At 68.3% G+C, this 14483-nt stretch carries 9 protein-coding genes and 2 pseudogenes; 4 read left to right on the top strand and 7 right to left on the bottom strand.

Going from position 1 to position 14483, the window contains the following annotated elements:
* Positions 1–206: 206 nt before the first annotated feature.
* Positions 207–719, bottom strand: a complete 513-nt coding sequence (locus P1N55_RS03505; protein ID WP_276277608.1) for a halocyanin domain-containing protein — start codon at positions 717–719, stop codon at positions 207–209.
* 178 nt (positions 720–897) lie between these two features.
* Positions 898–2430 (bottom strand): glycerol kinase GlpK, encoded by a 1533-nt coding sequence (gene glpK / locus P1N55_RS03510; protein ID WP_276277609.1) that lies wholly within the window; start codon positions 2428–2430, stop codon positions 898–900.
* Positions 2431–2566: 136 nt separating this feature from the next.
* Here glpK and P1N55_RS03515 point away from each other — a divergent pair, with 136 nt between their 5' ends.
* The 3 genes and pseudogenes from P1N55_RS03515 (at position 2567) to P1N55_RS03525 (ending at position 5780) form a co-directional block, all read left to right on the top strand.
* Positions 2567–2917: a winged helix-turn-helix transcriptional regulator gene (locus P1N55_RS03515; RefSeq protein WP_276277610.1), complete on the top strand. Its 351-nt coding sequence runs from the start codon at positions 2567–2569 to the stop codon at positions 2915–2917.
* 126 nt (positions 2918–3043) lie between these two features.
* Positions 3044–4953, top strand: a pseudogene (locus P1N55_RS03520) (ABC transporter ATP-binding protein).
* 101 nt (positions 4954–5054) lie between these two features.
* Positions 5055–5780 (top strand): hypothetical protein, encoded by a 726-nt coding sequence (locus tag P1N55_RS03525; protein WP_276277611.1) that lies wholly within the window; start codon positions 5055–5057, stop codon positions 5778–5780.
* A gap of 2 nt (positions 5781–5782) precedes the next feature.
* Here the strand turns inward: P1N55_RS03525 and P1N55_RS03530 are convergent, their stop codons facing one another.
* Positions 5783–7357: an ATP-binding protein gene (locus P1N55_RS03530; RefSeq protein WP_276277612.1), complete on the bottom strand. Its 1575-nt coding sequence runs from the start codon at positions 7355–7357 to the stop codon at positions 5783–5785.
* Positions 7358–7513: 156 nt separating this feature from the next.
* Here P1N55_RS03530 and P1N55_RS03535 point away from each other — a divergent pair, with 156 nt between their 5' ends.
* Positions 7514–8740: a lactate racemase domain-containing protein gene (locus P1N55_RS03535; protein WP_276277613.1), complete on the top strand. Its 1227-nt coding sequence runs from the start codon at positions 7514–7516 to the stop codon at positions 8738–8740.
* On the opposite strand, the gene P1N55_RS03540 is transcribed toward P1N55_RS03535, so the two are convergent.
* From P1N55_RS03540 to P1N55_RS03555, 4 genes and pseudogenes are all read right to left on the bottom strand, one after another.
* Complete coding sequence (locus tag P1N55_RS03540) at positions 8726–10504, bottom strand: PH domain-containing protein (protein WP_276277614.1); 1779 nt, start codon at positions 10502–10504, stop codon at positions 8726–8728. The two genes, P1N55_RS03535 and P1N55_RS03540, sit on opposite strands and share 15 nt — an antisense overlap.
* Positions 10501–10962 carry a PH domain-containing protein gene (locus tag P1N55_RS03545; protein ID WP_276277615.1) on the bottom strand — a complete coding sequence of 154 codons (462 nt, stop codon included), beginning with the start codon at positions 10960–10962 and terminating at the stop codon, positions 10501–10503. The genes P1N55_RS03540 and P1N55_RS03545 overlap by 4 nt, the downstream gene beginning before the upstream one ends.
* A 63-nt stretch (positions 10963–11025) precedes the next feature.
* Positions 11026–11652, bottom strand: coding sequence for a beta-class carbonic anhydrase (locus P1N55_RS03550; protein WP_276277616.1), 627 nt, complete (start codon positions 11650–11652; stop codon positions 11026–11028).
* Between the two features lie 74 nt (positions 11653–11726).
* Positions 11727–14473: pseudogene (locus tag P1N55_RS03555) on the bottom strand (ATP-dependent helicase).
* Between the last annotated feature and the right edge of the window lie 10 nt (positions 14474–14483).

Genomic DNA, 14483 nt, shown 5'->3' on the forward strand with positions numbered 1-14483 from the left:
CTAGGTATAGATGGGCACACGCTAGTTTAGAATTGCCATTTCGAGTACGATAATGTCCTTTAGAAAGTTAGTTCTATCCGAAAGTGGCATTTTATACTCATATATCCATATTTGAGTCCTCGATAGGTCACTTCTGGAATGTCTGATCGAATAGTTCGAGTGGGTAGGTTCCGGACTGGTCTGTCCGGGGCGTCTCCACTGTCGACTCACTCGACGGCGATGCCGCCCTTCATCCCGAGGGCGAAGTGCGGTTCGCAGTGGTAGAGGGCGATACCCGGGTCCTCGAGCGTCCGGGTGTACTTTACGCCGGACCCACCCTCTGCCTCGCCGGAACTGAACTCGTAGTCCGACTCGCCCAGTTGCTCCTCGGGCAGGGCTTCGACGTTGTGGGGGTTCCCCTCGCCGGTCCAGCGCCACTCGACGGTGGTGCCCGCACTGACGACAACGGCTGCCGGTCCGAAGGCGAAGGCGCCCCCGTTGCCCTCCGCACCCACGTCGACCGTCACGGTGTCTGTGCCCCGTTCGTCCGCGAAGGTACCGTCGTAGTTGTCCGCCGCACCCCCGAGGTCCGTTTCTGTGAGCCACCGGTCGATGACCGGGTAGTCGTCGCCAGTGACGGAGTCCCCGCCGTCACCACCGTCCCCGCCGTCGCTCGAACAGCCCGCCAGCCCGGCCGCCGACCCGCCAAGGACTCCCCGCAGGAGGTGTCGCCGTGTCAATATGTGACTTGGCATAGAGTGAGTGATGCACGCCTAATAGTTAGTTACAGATGACTTTCTCCTCCGGTGATAGAGAACGTCGGCCTTACCGTCGCAAACGGAGGTTTTAGGGCACTCGGGCGGGCGCGTTTGCCAGCGGCGCTCTCCTCGAAACGGGTAGGCAGCGTGGTGACGCCGCTCACTCCTCTTTGGCCCAGTCGAGCGAGCGCTCGACCGCTTTGCCCCACCGCTCGTACATCCGGTCGGCCGCCGAAGCGTCCGTCTTCGGGGCGAACTCGCGGTCCATCTGCCAGTTCTGCCGGAGTTCGTCGACGGACTCCCAGTAGCCGACGGCCAGCCCGGCGGCATAGGCAGACCCCAGTGCCGTCGTCTCGTCGACTTCGGGGCGCTCTATCGTCGTCTGGATGATGTCCGACTGGAGCTGGCAGAGGAAGTTGTTCTTGACGGCGCCACCGTCGACCCGGAGGCTGGTCGTCTCGACGCCGGAGTCGGCTTCCATCGCCTCGGCGACATCCCGGGTCTGGTAGGCGATGGCCTCGAGCGTCGCCCGGACGATGTGCTCGCGGCGGGTGCCACGCGTCATCCCGACGATGGTCCCCCGAGCACGCCCGTCCCAGTGTGGCGCACCGAGGCCGGTGAACGCCGGCACAACGTAGACGCCGTCCGTCGAGTCGACCGACCGTGCCAGCTCCTCCGTCTCGGCGGCGTTCTCGATGAGGTCGACGTCCTCCAGCCATTCGATGGCCGCACCCGTAATGAAGATGGCTCCCTCGAGGGCATACTGGACGGGTTCGCCCGAGAGCTGGAAGCCGATGGTCGTCAGGAGGCCGTGGTCGGATTCGACGGCGTCGGTCCCCGTGTTCATCAGGTAGAACGAGCCGGTGCCGTAGGTGTTCTTGGCGTCGCCCTCGTCGAAGCAGGTCTGGCCGAACAGCGCCGCCTGCTGGTCGCCCAGCGCCCCCGCGACTGGCACCTCGGCGCCGAGGAACCCGTCCGGGTCTGTGGTTCCGTAGTAGCTCTCGTCTGAGGAGGGGCGGACCTCCGGCACCATCGACGCGGGGACGCCGAACTCCGCGAGCAGTTCGTCGTCCCACTCGAGATCGCGGATGTTGTACAGCATCGTCCGCGAGGCGTTCGAGACGTCCGTGATGTGGTTGCCCGTCAGGTTGTAGATGAGCCAGGAGTCGATGGTTCCCATCAGGAGTTCCCCGTTCTCGGCGCGTTCGCGGGTGTCCTCCGGGCGGGAGCGTTCGGTCTTTATCGGGTCCGAGTTCTCGAGGATCCACTCCGTCTTGGTGGCCGAGAAGTACGCGTCACACTCGAGGCCGGTCTTCTCGCGGATCCACTCGACCTTCCCTTCCTCCTGGAGTTGCTCGACGCGGTCGGTGGTGCGGCGGTCCTGCCAGACCAGCGCGTTGTGGACAGGCTTACCGGTATCCTTGTCCCAGACGATGGTGGTCTCGCGCTGGTTCGTGATGCCGAGCGCCTCGAGCTGGCTGGCAGACAGGCCGGCGGCCTCGAGGCCGTCCTGGACGACCTGCTTCGTGTTGTCCCAGATCTCCATCGGGTCGTGTTCGACCCAGCCCGGTTCGGGGTAAATCTGCTCGTGCTTCTGGTAGGCGTTCGCGACGACCTGGCCGCTGTGGTCGAAGACCATGAACCGTGTCCCAGTCGTCCCCTGGTCTATCGAACCGATGTATGTCTCTGTCATGGGTTGCTCTCCAGCAGCTCGCGAAAGACGCGACGAAAGCGCCGTGTTCACCCCCAGACTCAGATGGAGCGCAGATAAGTATTGTCCATCGATGGCTCCCGACATCGTAATCACTGCAGGGACCGTAGTCACACGGATGCAAACGAAGCCGACTCGCCCTGCGGCCCCGTTCTTTACGCTGCTCGGGAAGGCACACACCATGGGAATCCTCCACCAACTGGTCCGGGCCGACGCGCGGCCCTGGCGGTTCACCGAACTCCAGCGAGCGCTGGAGCTCTCGCCGAACACGCTCTCGACGCGACTCGAGGAACTCGCCGAGGCCGGCCTGGTCACACGGACACAGTACGACGAGAGTCCACCGCGGGTGGAGTACGCGGCGACGGCGAAGGCGGCCGACCTCGCGCCCGTGTTTCGCGAGCTCCGCGAGTGGGCCCGCACGCACGAGCGACCGGCGGACCAGTCCGCTCGCTTCGGAGGGCGGAAGTGACTCTCCGGGCCTGGACTGACCAGTACATCGCTTCGCGAATCGTAGCGAGGGGTGAATGACGACACGCGCGAGAGGCCGGAGGCGGACGTGACGAGTGAGCCGTCACGGTCAGACGGTGCTGGGTCGATGTGGCAACTGTACGCCGAGTACGGCCGCGAGAACGGCGCCTTCGCCGTCCTCGGGACGGGCATGGCGCTGGTCGCCCGGGCGTCCGGACTCGTCCCCGCACTCGCGCTCGGCCTGGCGATAGACGCCATCCTGCTCGGGACCCGCCCGTTCGAGCTCCCACTGGTCCCGGCCACGTGGCTGCCGACGACGGCGACCGGACAGGTGTGGGTCGTCGTCGCCCTCCTGGTAGCGGTGACTGTCGGGGTGCCATCGCGTCGTGGCTCCAGAACTACGGCTGGAACCGGTTCGCCCAGAACATCCAGCACGCGCTCCGCGTCGACGCCTACGAGCGGATGCAGGCCCTCGACCGGGCGTTCTTCGACGCGTCGCGGACCGGCGAGATCCTCGCGGTGCTCAACAACGACGTGAACCAGCTGGAGTCGTTCCTGACCGACGGGGTCAGCTCGGCGATTCGACTGGTCGCGCTCGTCGTCGGCGTCGGCGTCGTCATGGTCGTCCTGAACCCGTGGCTGGCGCTGGTCTCGCTGCTCGCCGTGCCCGTCCTGGGGGCGTTCACGTTCCTGTTCGTCCGCCGAGTCCAGCCCAAGTACGCCACCATGCGCCAGCGCGTCGGCGACTTGAACGCCCGCCTGGAGAACAACGTCGGTGGCATCGAGGTCATCAAGACCGAACACGCCGAGGCCTACGAGGCCGACCGCGTCGCGGCGGCGTCCCAATCCTACTACGACGCCAACTGGGACGCGATCAAGACGCGCATCACGTTCTTCCCGGGGCTGTCGGCCATCTCCGGCCTGAGCTTCGCGCTCACCTTCGGTGTGGGCGCGTTCTGGGTCCTGCAGGGCCCGCCCCTGGGTCTCTCGGGGACCGTCAGCCCCGGTGCGTTCGTGACCTTCCTGCTGTACACCCAGCAGTTCATCTGGCCGCTCGCCCAGTTCGGGCAGATCGTCAACAACTACCAGAAGGCCAAAGCCTCGAGCGACCGCGTTTACGGGCTGTTAAACGCCGAAGGAGGGATCACTGAGTTGCCCGACGCGCGCACGCTCGACGACGTGGCCGGCCGCATCGAGTACGACGACGTCGTGTTCAGGTACGCCGCAGGGGACGACGGGGCCGAAGCATCGACCGGGGGCGACGAGACGCCGACGGGCGACCCAGTCCTCCGCGACGTCTCCTTCGCTGTCGCTCCCGGCGACACCGTCGGCATCGTCGGTCCAACCGGCAGCGGTAAGTCGACGCTGGTGAAACTGCTGGTGCGCCTCTACGACCCCGAGTCGGGGACCGTCAGCATCGACGGCCACGACGTGCGCGACCTCTCGCTCGAGAGCCTCCGCCGCCGGGTGGGGTACGTCGCCCAGGACCCGTTTCTCTTCTACGGGACGGTCCGGGAGAACATCGCCTACGGGACCTTCGACGCGACGGACGAGGACGTGACCGCGGCCGCCCGGCGGGCCGCCGCCCACGAGTTCATCGAGAACCTCCCCGACGGCTACGACACGCTGGTCGGCGAGCGCGGCGTGAAACTCTCGGGCGGGCAGCGCCAGCGCGTCGCGCTCGCGCGGACCTTCCTGAAGGACCCCGCCATCCTCGTCCTCGACGAGGCCACGAGCCACGTCGACACCGAGACGGAGGCCATCATCCAGCGCAGTCTCCGCGACCTCGCGCGCGACCGGACGACCGTCGCCATCGCCCACCGGCTCTCGACGGTGAAAGACGCCGACGAGATTCTGGTCCTGGAGGGCGGTCGCATCGTCGAACGGGGCACGCACGTCGACCTTCTGGCCGAGGACGGCCTCTACGCCAACCTCTGGCGCGTCCAGGCCGGCGATCTGGAGGAACTGCCGGATTCCTTCTTCGAGGCCGCCGTGGCGCGCCGGGCCGCCATCGAAGGCAGTTCGAGCACGGACTGAGCCGACCGCGCCCCCGGTCGTCGGCACGGCATCCCCTCGAACTTCGACTGACAGAGCCGTATATGCCGGACCAGCGCGTACGGACTAGTGAGGTGAACGACATGAAAACAGTCTCCCGTTCGCGTTCGCCCGCGGCCGCCGCCGGGGCGAGCGACCGACCCCGCACCCGCCCGCATCGCCTTCGGCAACTCGCTGGCCTCGCGCTCGTCGGCGCGCTCTACTGGGCCGCCGTGAGACCACGCCTGCTGAACTGGGGCGCGACCCCGTCGGAGGTTCGGCGCTACCTGCCCGGCGACGCCCTGCTCCCCGACGCGGACGGCGTCTCGACGATGGCCGTCACCGTCGACGGGACGCCCGAGGACGTGTGGCCCTGGTTGCGCCAGCTGGGCCAGGAACGCGGCGGGTTCTACAGCTACACCTGGGCGGAGAACCTCGTCGGGCTGGGCATCCGGAACGCCGACGAGATCGTCCCCGAGTACCAGGACCTGGCCGTCGGCGAGACAGTGCGACTCGGCCGTGCCGACCGGTTCCCCGACGCGGAGCTCGAGGTGGCGTCGATGAACCCCCCGGCCTCGCTGGTCCTGCAGACGCCGGACGACCCGCCGTGGTGGGTCTGGGCGTTCGTCTTAGAGCCCGTCGGCGAGAACGAGACGCGACTGCTCGTCAGGGCCCGTGTCAGGTTGCCCGAGAACCCCCTCCTGCGGGTGCTCAGCGAGGCGGTGCTCGATCCGGTCACCGTCCTCATGACCGTCGGGATGCTCCGGGGTATCAGGTCACGGGTCGAACGCGCCGTGACCGGCCCAGAGACGTCGGTCACCGAGCGCTGACGTCACCGGGTTCGCTCGCCGGCAAGCCGCTCTCGGAGGCGCTGCAGCCGCGGCACGGCACTCCGGTAGCCCCAGGCCGTGAGCAGTCCCAGCGAGAGGCCCCAGACGACGTGACTCACCAGTATCGAGGTCGAGAAACGCGGTATCGGGGCGGGAATCCCGAGCAGGCGCAGCCACATCGGGCCGACGACGCTCGCCGCGACGGCCCAGAGCACTACGCCCCAGAGGAGTCCGACGCCGACGTACGTCGAGAGGTCGTCCCGGCGCTCCTCCGGGGCCAGGGTCACCAGGCTCACGAAGACGAACCCGAAGACGACGCTGTGGAACTCGTGGGTTATCCACCCGACGAGCGGGTTGGCGACGCCGTAGAAGACGCCGATGCCGGCGATGGACCCGCCCAGCAGTTCGGAGACGGCGCCGTAGACGACGCCGGCGAGGAGCGCGCTGACGACCGCGACCAGCAGGTGCGGCGTCGCCGGTCGGAGGCGGGAGAGCGTCGCCTGGGACGGCCGGAGGCTGGCGGCGTCCGGCGTGACGCGAGCGAGGTCGACGGTGACCGTCGTCCCGGACTCGCCCGTGGCCGTCTCGATGTCGCCCGCGTAGCTCTCGGCGAGGAGGCGGACGACGTTCAGCCCGTACCCGCCTCGCGGGTCGTCGAACTCCCCGATGTCGCCGGTCTCGAGCAGTTTGCGCTGGCTCTCCGGGAGGCCCGGACCCTGGTCGCTGACGCTGATCCGGACCCGCGGGCCCGTGACGGAGACGGATATCTCGGGGGCCGCGTCGTCGGCGTGGACGACGGCGTTCTCGAGCAGGTTCGTGAACACGTTGGACAGTCGCTCGTTGGCGTACACCTGGAGGCCCGGCGGGCAGTCGACCGGCGGAATCTCGGTATCGGGATACCGCGCCTCGATGGTCTCGACGCTCTCGGCGATGGCCGCCTCGAGATCGACGGGGGTGCCAGCGGCCCGCGCGTGGCCCGCGTGCCTGACCAGATACTTCACCTCCTCGACGGTCCGCTGGATGTCGTCGAGCCGGTCGTTGACGACCCGTTCGGCTTGCGGGTGGTCCGAGGGGTCGACGGTGGCGAACCCGCGCAGCGGCGTGAGCGCGTTGAGAATCTCGTGTCGGAGGATGCGGTTGAGGATGACCAGCCGGTTCGTCTGTTGCTGGAGCGTGCCGCGCTGGCGCCGGTTGCGTGCGGCGTAGATGCCCGTCAGCGTCCCCCCGACACTGCCCCCGATGAGGAACGTCGACAGGTACGACTGGGACCGTATCGTCGCCAGGTTGGACATGTCGGCAGTCTTCGACCCCAGCACCGTCAGGACGAGCAGGACCGTCATCGCGGCGGTGCCGAGGACACACCACAGCGCGGTCGTCCGGACGGTGGCCCGGTCGACGTCGGCGACGAAGAGCGCGACCCCGAAGGCCGCAAGTCCCAGACCGAGCGCGAGCGGTGCGATGCCCGCCAGAAAGAAGCGCACCGGGTCCTCGTAGATTGCGAGCGCGACGGTGAACCGGGTGAGCACGAACCCGATGACCGCGATGACGAGTCCGCTGGCGTTGAGCCGTCGCCTCATAGTATCCGGATAGTTACAAACCACGTACAATAAAGTTCGTCATCGAATACCAATCGTGAGAATCGTCGGCATGACACACCGGCGTCCGCGGCCGACCACCTATCAACTATCGACAAAATCGACACTTGTTCGACGCTCGAGTCCGAACTACCCCCGATGACCGTTCGAGTACCCTGCGGTGGCGGGGCCGTCGCGGTGTCGCTGCCCGACTGCTCGGTGACGGTGTGTCGCCCGCCGGGCGGCCAGGCCGTCGACCCGGACGAGGCGGCCGCCGCGGCGATGGCCGACCCCCACGGGCCCAAACTCCAGGCACGAGTCGATCCCGACGACACCGTCGCCATCGTCGTGACGGACGTGACGCGGGCGACGCCCGACGACGTGCTCGTTGAGCACCTGCTGTCGTCGCTCGCCGGCGCGGGCGTCCACCGCGAGCAGGTGAGCGTCGTCGTGGGGCTGGGGCTGCACCGGCCGATGACCGACGACGAACTGGCGGCGGCCCTGGGCGAACACGCCGACCTGGCGGTGAACCACGACCCCGAGGCGACTGTCACGGTGGGAGAGGTCGACGGCGTCGACGTCGACGTCCACGAGACGGTGGCGGCCGCCGACCACGTCCTCGCGACGGGGATGGTCGAGCCACACCAGTACGCGGGCTTTTCCGGCGGCGCGAAGACCGTCGTCGTCGGCGCCGGCGGCGAGTCACAGATCGGCTATACCCACGGCCCGGACCTCATCGGCCGAGCAGGGGTCCGCCTGGGCCGCGTCGACGGCAACCCGTTCCGCTCGTTCCTGGACCGGGCCGGCGACGCCGTCGGCGTCGACTTCTGTCTGAACGTCACGCACGGCCCCGCCGGCATCCTCGACGCGGCGGCCGGCGACCCGCGGGCCGTCGTCCGCCACCTCTCGGCCAGCGCACGCGAGGCGCTCTCGGTCTCTCTCGAGGGCACTTACGACGCCGTGGTGGCCGGCGTCGGCGCGCCCAAGGACGCGAACCTCTACCAGGCGACCCGCGCCGCGACGTACGTCGCGCTGGGCGACTACGACCCGCTGACTGAGGGCGGTCGCATCGTCGTGCCGGCCGAACTCGCGGAGGGCGTCGGCCAGGGCACCGGCGAACAGCGCTTCTACGACTGGCTCTCGGGCGCGGACAGCGCCGAGGACCTCTACGAGACGATGGCCGAGGGGTACGAACCGGGGGCGCAGCGTGCCTTCGTCGTCACACGGGTCCTGCGGGACTACGACGTCTGGGTGACAAACAGCGAGGCACCCGACGTCGTCGAGGAGTGTCTCATGCACGCCGCGGACGACGTGGCCGACGCCATCGAACCGGGAAGCGACGTCCTCGTCGTCCCCGACGCACTGAACACGCTACTCGTCCGGTGAGTCCCCGTCGCGCGTCTTTGGGTCGGCGGTGTCGGGTTCCTCAGCGTCCGGTTCGTCTTCGTCCGCTTCGTCCGCTCCTTCGGTGGCGTCGTCCGTCCCCTCGGTCAGCGGCCCCCATTCGTCGTCCGGCCAGTCGTCGGCGCCCGTCTCGCTACCCGACGACTCGTCCGCTGCGCTCGTCGTCTCTGCGGGCGCCTCGTCTACGGGAGCGCGTGCCCGGGCCGCGGCTTTCCGTTCCAGGAGGTCGGTCCGGAGGCGTTCGCGGAGTTCGTCCCGCAGGTCACCGGCGACGTCGGCGTCGACGTCGTAGGCGCTCGCGCTCCCCCCGACGAGGCTCGAGGAGCTGGCCGTGTCGGCGGTCACGGTGGCGAGGCGGCGACGGCGCTGGAACGGCGTCCGGCGGACGAAGACGGTCTGGATGCGGTAGTACGGCACGACCCGCGTGGTCCGCCGCCAGAAGCCCGTCCGGGTCGCGAGCACGTCGTCGTCCAGCGCGTATCCGCGGTGGATCCAGTGGTAGTACGCGCCCGGCACCACGACGGCGAACAGGCCCAGCAGCACCCACCAGCGGCCCGATTCGAGCACGAACGTGTCGACCGCGTAGCCCACGACGACGAGCACGGTGGCGACGAAGCCGTACCGGAACGCGTACCGGCGGCGGGCGCGTTTCGGCGGCCGTTCGAACGCCAGGTCGCCGAAGGGCGCGACGTCGCGGGCCAGTTCGTAGACGTCCTCGCGGGGCGCCATGGGCACGGCGACGCCCTGGCTCGACTGCTGGCTCTGTGGCCCGTACCCGGCCGTCTCGACGACCAGCGTCGCGTACCCGAACCGGCGCATCAGCGCGTTCTCGCGGATGCTGACCGTCTGGACCTTCCCGACGGGGATAGTCCCGCTGTAACGGCGCAACAGCCCCCGCTCGTACCGCAGGTCGTCGTCCTCGCGAGTGAGCGTGAACTGGTAGTACTCGACGACGGTCAAGACGGCACTGACGACCAGCGCGACGAGCACGAACTGCACGCCCGTCAGCACGGCGAGCACGACCAGTCGCGGCGTCGCCATGTCGCGGAGCATCGGTATCCCGAGGCTGCCGTTCGCCGCGAGGAGGCGGAGGTTGAACCGCAACACCGCGACGACGACGTCCGACCCCAGCGGCAGGCCGACGAGCGTCAGCACCGGCGCGGCCGGTCGCACCGAGACGACGGCGTACGTGAGCAGATCCCGCCAGGAGAACGTAAAGAGTAGTTCCGCGGCGACACCGGGCGATTCGTCCGCGGCCCCAGTCTCGCCTCGGTCCGCCGCGTCGGCGGCCCGGGCTGGGTCGGTCCTCCGGCGGTCGTACCCCTGGACGAGTCGCCTGAGGCGGTCTGCCTCGGCCACGCCGACGGCGTCGAGGGTGGCCTCCGTCGCGCTCCCGCCGGCCGTCTCGAACTCGACCACGGTCAGGCCAAGCATCCGGTTGAACACGCCCTGTCGGGTGTCGACGTTCTGGACGCGCCCGAGGGGAATCTCGCGCGACTGGCGTGCGACGACGCCCGACTCCACCCTGAGCGTGTCGTCGTCGACCTCGTACCGGAAGCGCAGGTAGCGCAGCAAGCCGTAGCCGCCGAACAGGGTGGCCGCGAGCGGCGCGAGGAGCGGAACGGCCACCGCCGGGAGTCCGAGCACGCCCGCGAGAGCCGTGCCGACGAAGAAGCCGAAGATGGCGCCCTGTACCGCCGCCCGGGCGACACGCAGAATCGCGCTCCGTGGGTGCAGGCGTCTCATACTGCGTCGGTGGCCTCGCTCTCGCCGGCGAGGTCACGGAGGCGTTCGCGCAGTTCGGTCGCCCGCTCGGGCCGGAGCCCTGGGATGGTGATGTCGGCCCCTCGCGAGCCCGCCGTGTAGACGACGACGCTCGACAGGCCGGCGGTCCGCTCGATAGGGCCCCGCCGCGTGTCGACGTGCTGGACGCGGACGTAGGGGACGGACGTGTCGGTCCTGGTCACGACGCCCCGGACGAGATAGAGGGCGTCGTCCTGAAGTTCGAACCGCCAGATGCGGTGGGCGGCGACGGCGTGGACAGTCCCCAGGACGACGAGGACGAGCCAGCCGGCGGCGACCAGCGTGGGCGGGAGCGTGAGGAGAAAGCGGTCGATGCCGACCGCGATGGCGGCAAGCACCGTCGCCTGTATCACCCGGCGACCGACCCACAGCATCCTGACGCGGGGGTGCAACGACTCCATACACCACTCGTGGAACGACCGTCGGATTAATAGTTTGGACCGCGGTGGACCGCGGCGACCCGGTCAGACCCGCTCGTTGACCTGGTCGGCGACGCGCTCGCCGGGGCGGCGGAGGTGCCCGCTCTCGACCTCGTAGACGTAGCCCGAGACCGTCACCGCGTCGGGGACGAGCGGGTGGTCACGAAGCAGTTCGACCTGTGTGCGACAGGCCTCGTCGATGTCGTCGGTCATCCGGACCCAGTCCGAGAGGCTCGCCCCGCCGAGGTTCAGTTCGGGGAGCGCGGGGTCTACGTCGACGGCGTCTATGTCGCCGCCGGCGGCGGCTTCGAGGCCCTCGACGACGGCCTCGTCCGGGGCGCTCATCATCCCGCAATCCGTGTGGTTGACGACGATGATCTCGGTCGTGTCGAAGAACTGCGTCGTGAGCGCCGCCGACCGGATGACGTCGTCGGTGACCTTCCCGCCGGCGTTGCGGAACACCTGCGCGTCCCCGAGGTCCAGTCCCAGCGCCTCCTCGACCGGGATTCGCTCGTCCATGCAGGCGACGACGAGGAGTTGCTTGTCGGTGGGAATCCCCTTCCGTCGCCGGCGCGCCCAGTCGTCGCGGACGTCGATGTCTCGGTCGACCGCCGCGTGGACGTGTCCCGGTTCGGGCGATTCGGCGTCGTGGTCGTGCGTGTGATGTGGCATCGTGCGATACGAAGGGGGGGAACCCACCTCGAACTAGTTGTTCAGGTAACACGTACCGGCGTCTGTGACGCGGCTCAGTCCGTCGTCGCCGCCGTCTCGCCGGGCCGGTCGTCGTCTATCTCGGCCAGGACGCGGCGGTGGAACTCCGCGAGGACCTCCGACTCGTCCTCGGCCAGCACCACGTCGCTGGCCATCAGGGTCGCGAGGCCGAAGGCTCTGGGCGAGGGGGACTCGACACGGGTCGATACTACCTCGATTGCCCCGCGGTCGATGTCCGTGACGACGGCCTCGATGCCGTCGACGTGGAGCTTGTCCTCCAGAATCTCGCGGTAGGTCTCCTCGACGACGGCGAACTCGCCGAGGTCCGAGGCGAATCCCAGCAGCATCTCCGAGGAGACCTGCTGTTCGCTTGCGGACTTCTCGTAGCCCTTGTAGCGTTTGAGTATCATCAGCGACCGGGTGGCGTTGATTCGGAAGTACCGCTGGAGCAGGTCCGTTCCCTCGAGGCTGGCTCTGAGGTCCTCGCGAACGTCGGCCGGATCGATGGCCTTGACGAGCCCCGCGACGTCGACTTTCCGGTTCAGCGGCATCGAGAGGGTAAAGCCGTGGTCCGCGACGGCCACCTGGACGTTGGCGGTGGCCCGCTGGGCGACGTAGTAGGCCACCAGCCGCGAGAACCCGTCGTTGAACCGCCGGCCGTACGTCGAGTGGACGTAATAGTGGCGCTCGTACTCGTCGTGGTCCAGCGCCTCTTCGATTACCAGGCGGTCCGGCGTCGAGACGCTCGTCGACCCGGCGTAGGCCACCTGTTCGCGGAACATGCGGGCGATGGCACGGACCGTGTTCTCGTCGACGGGGAACGTCCGGAGCCAGTTGCGCACCTCCGACATCCCGCCGGCCTCCAGCTTCTCGAGCAGCGTCGCCTGGAAGGCGAGCATCTCGCGGCCCATGTCGTAAGACAGGGGGAGACGCTCGGAGAACCACGAGGGTACCGTCGGCCTGGCGCTTGTCGGGTCGACGTACACCTTCGACCCGCGGCGGTAGCGGTACTCGAAGCGGTCGCCGCCAAGGACGAACACGTCACCCTGCTCCAAGGTGTCGAGGTACTGCTCGTCGAGCTGGCCCACCCAGCGGCTGTCGCCCCGGGTGTAGACGTCACAGGTGAACGAGTCTGGAATCGTCCCCACGTTGGTCATGTAGATGACGCGAGCGAGGCGCCCGCGCTTGCCCACGAGCGGTTCGCCCACGTCGTACTCGTCGTAGTGGTACTCGCCGTCCGGCGGGTCGTTGGTGTCGCGCCAGATCTTCGCGTAGACGTTCTTGTCCTCCAGGCCCGGGTAGTCGGCGGTGAGATAGCGACAGAGCTGTTCCCAGTCCTCGTCCGTGTAGTTCCGGTACGGGTAGGCCCGCTGGAGGATGGCCCTGACCTCGCGCTCCGGGCGGACCTGGTTGATGGCCATGCCGTAGACCTGCTGGGCGGCCACGTCCTGGGCGTTATCCGGGACGAACACGCGGTCGACGAACCCCGACTCGGCCTTCTCGAGCATGACGGCACACTCGACGAGTTCGTCCCGGTCGAGCGCGACGACGCGGCCCTCGACCGTCTCGCCTAGCTGGTGGCCCGCCCGGCCGATGCGCTGGAGGAGCGCGGCGACGGACTTCGGTGACCCGACCTGGACGACCAGGTCGATGTGGGGCATGTCGATGCCCAGTTCCAGGCTCGTCGAGGTGGTCACCACGTCGAGGGCGCCGGCCTTCAGCGCTTCCTCGACCTCGTGGCGCTTGTCCTTCGAGAGCGATCCGTGGTGACATCCGGAGTTCGTCTCGTCGTAGTCGTCGAACCGCTCGCGGAGGGTCTGGAGGACCCGTTCAGCCCCCGAGCGCGTGTTGGTGAACACGAGCGTGTTGGTGTGGGACTGTATCTCGTCGTGCAGCTGCTGGTAGAACCGGCCCGTGACGACGTCGCGTGGCGTGTTGATGAGGTCGTCGGTCGGACAGGTCAACTCGACGTCGAAGTCCCGGGTGAACCGCGTGTCGACGAGCTCGTAGTCGCGGGGCGGCCCACCCGGTTCCTCGCGGCCCACCAGGAACTCCGCGACGTCCTCGAGCGGTTCGACCGTCGCCGAGCAGCCGATGCGGGTGGGCGACGTGTCGGCCATCGCCTCCAGCCGTTCGAGCGACACCGAGAGGTGGGTACCGCGCTTGTTCTCGGCGAGGCTGTGTATCTCGTCGACGATGACGTACTCGACGGTCTCCAGTTTCCGCTTGAACTTCGGGGAGTTGAGCAGTATCGCCAGGGTCTCCGGCGTCGTGTTGAGGATGTGCGGCGTCGTCTCCAGCATCGCCTGGCGCTCGCTGTCGCTGGTGTCGCCGTGGCGGATGGCGTGGCGGATGTCGACGTCCTCGCCCCGGTCGGCCAGGCGGTCGGTGATGTCCGCGAGCGGGACCTCCAGGTTCCGGTGGATGTCGTTTGCCAGGGACTTCAGCGGCGAGACATAGAGGCAGTACACGGAGTTCTCGAGGGCGTCCTCGCGGGCCTTCGCGAACACTCGTTGATAATGCCCGTAAAGGACGCGAGCGTCTTGCCCGACCCCGTCGGTGAACAGATGAGCGCGTTCTCCCCCTCGTGGATGAGCGGGATGGCCTCCTTCTGGGGCGGGGTGAAGAAGCCGCCGTTTCCGGGGACGAACTCGCCGAACTGCTCGACCCACCACTCCTGGACGACGGGTGCCAGCAGGTCCAGCACCGGCTCGTCGTCGACATCGACGGTGGCGGGGTCGAAGGGCAGGTCCAGCTCCGCCAGGTGGGCTCGTCCTCCCATCTCGCACTCT

The organism is Haloarcula regularis (assembly GCF_029338315.1).
GTDB lineage: Archaea > Halobacteriota > Halobacteria > Halobacteriales > Haloarculaceae > Haloarcula > Haloarcula regularis.

What these genes read in the sequence shown, in the direction of transcription:
- P1N55_RS03525 (WP_276277611.1), top strand. Translation starts at nt 5,055, where the DNA reads ATGAAAACAGTCTCCCGTTCGCGTTCGCCCGCGGCCGCCGCCGGGGCG.
- P1N55_RS03545 (WP_276277615.1), bottom strand. Translation starts at nt 10,962, where the DNA reads ATGGAGTCGTTGCACCCCCGCGTCAGGATGCTGTGGGTCGGTCGCCGG.
- P1N55_RS03530 (WP_276277612.1), bottom strand. Translation starts at nt 7,357, where the DNA reads ATGAGGCGACGGCTCAACGCCAGCGGACTCGTCATCGCGGTCATCGGG.
- glpK (WP_276277609.1), bottom strand. Translation starts at nt 2,430, where the DNA reads ATGACAGAGACATACATCGGTTCGATAGACCAGGGGACGACTGGGACA.
- P1N55_RS03515 (WP_276277610.1), top strand. Translation starts at nt 2,567, where the DNA reads ATGCAAACGAAGCCGACTCGCCCTGCGGCCCCGTTCTTTACGCTGCTC.
- P1N55_RS03550 (WP_276277616.1), bottom strand. Translation starts at nt 11,652, where the DNA reads ATGCCACATCACACGCACGACCACGACGCCGAATCGCCCGAACCGGGA.
- P1N55_RS03540 (WP_276277614.1), bottom strand. Translation starts at nt 10,504, where the DNA reads ATGAGACGCCTGCACCCACGGAGCGCGATTCTGCGTGTCGCCCGGGCG.
- P1N55_RS03535 (WP_276277613.1), top strand. Translation starts at nt 7,514, where the DNA reads ATGACCGTTCGAGTACCCTGCGGTGGCGGGGCCGTCGCGGTGTCGCTG.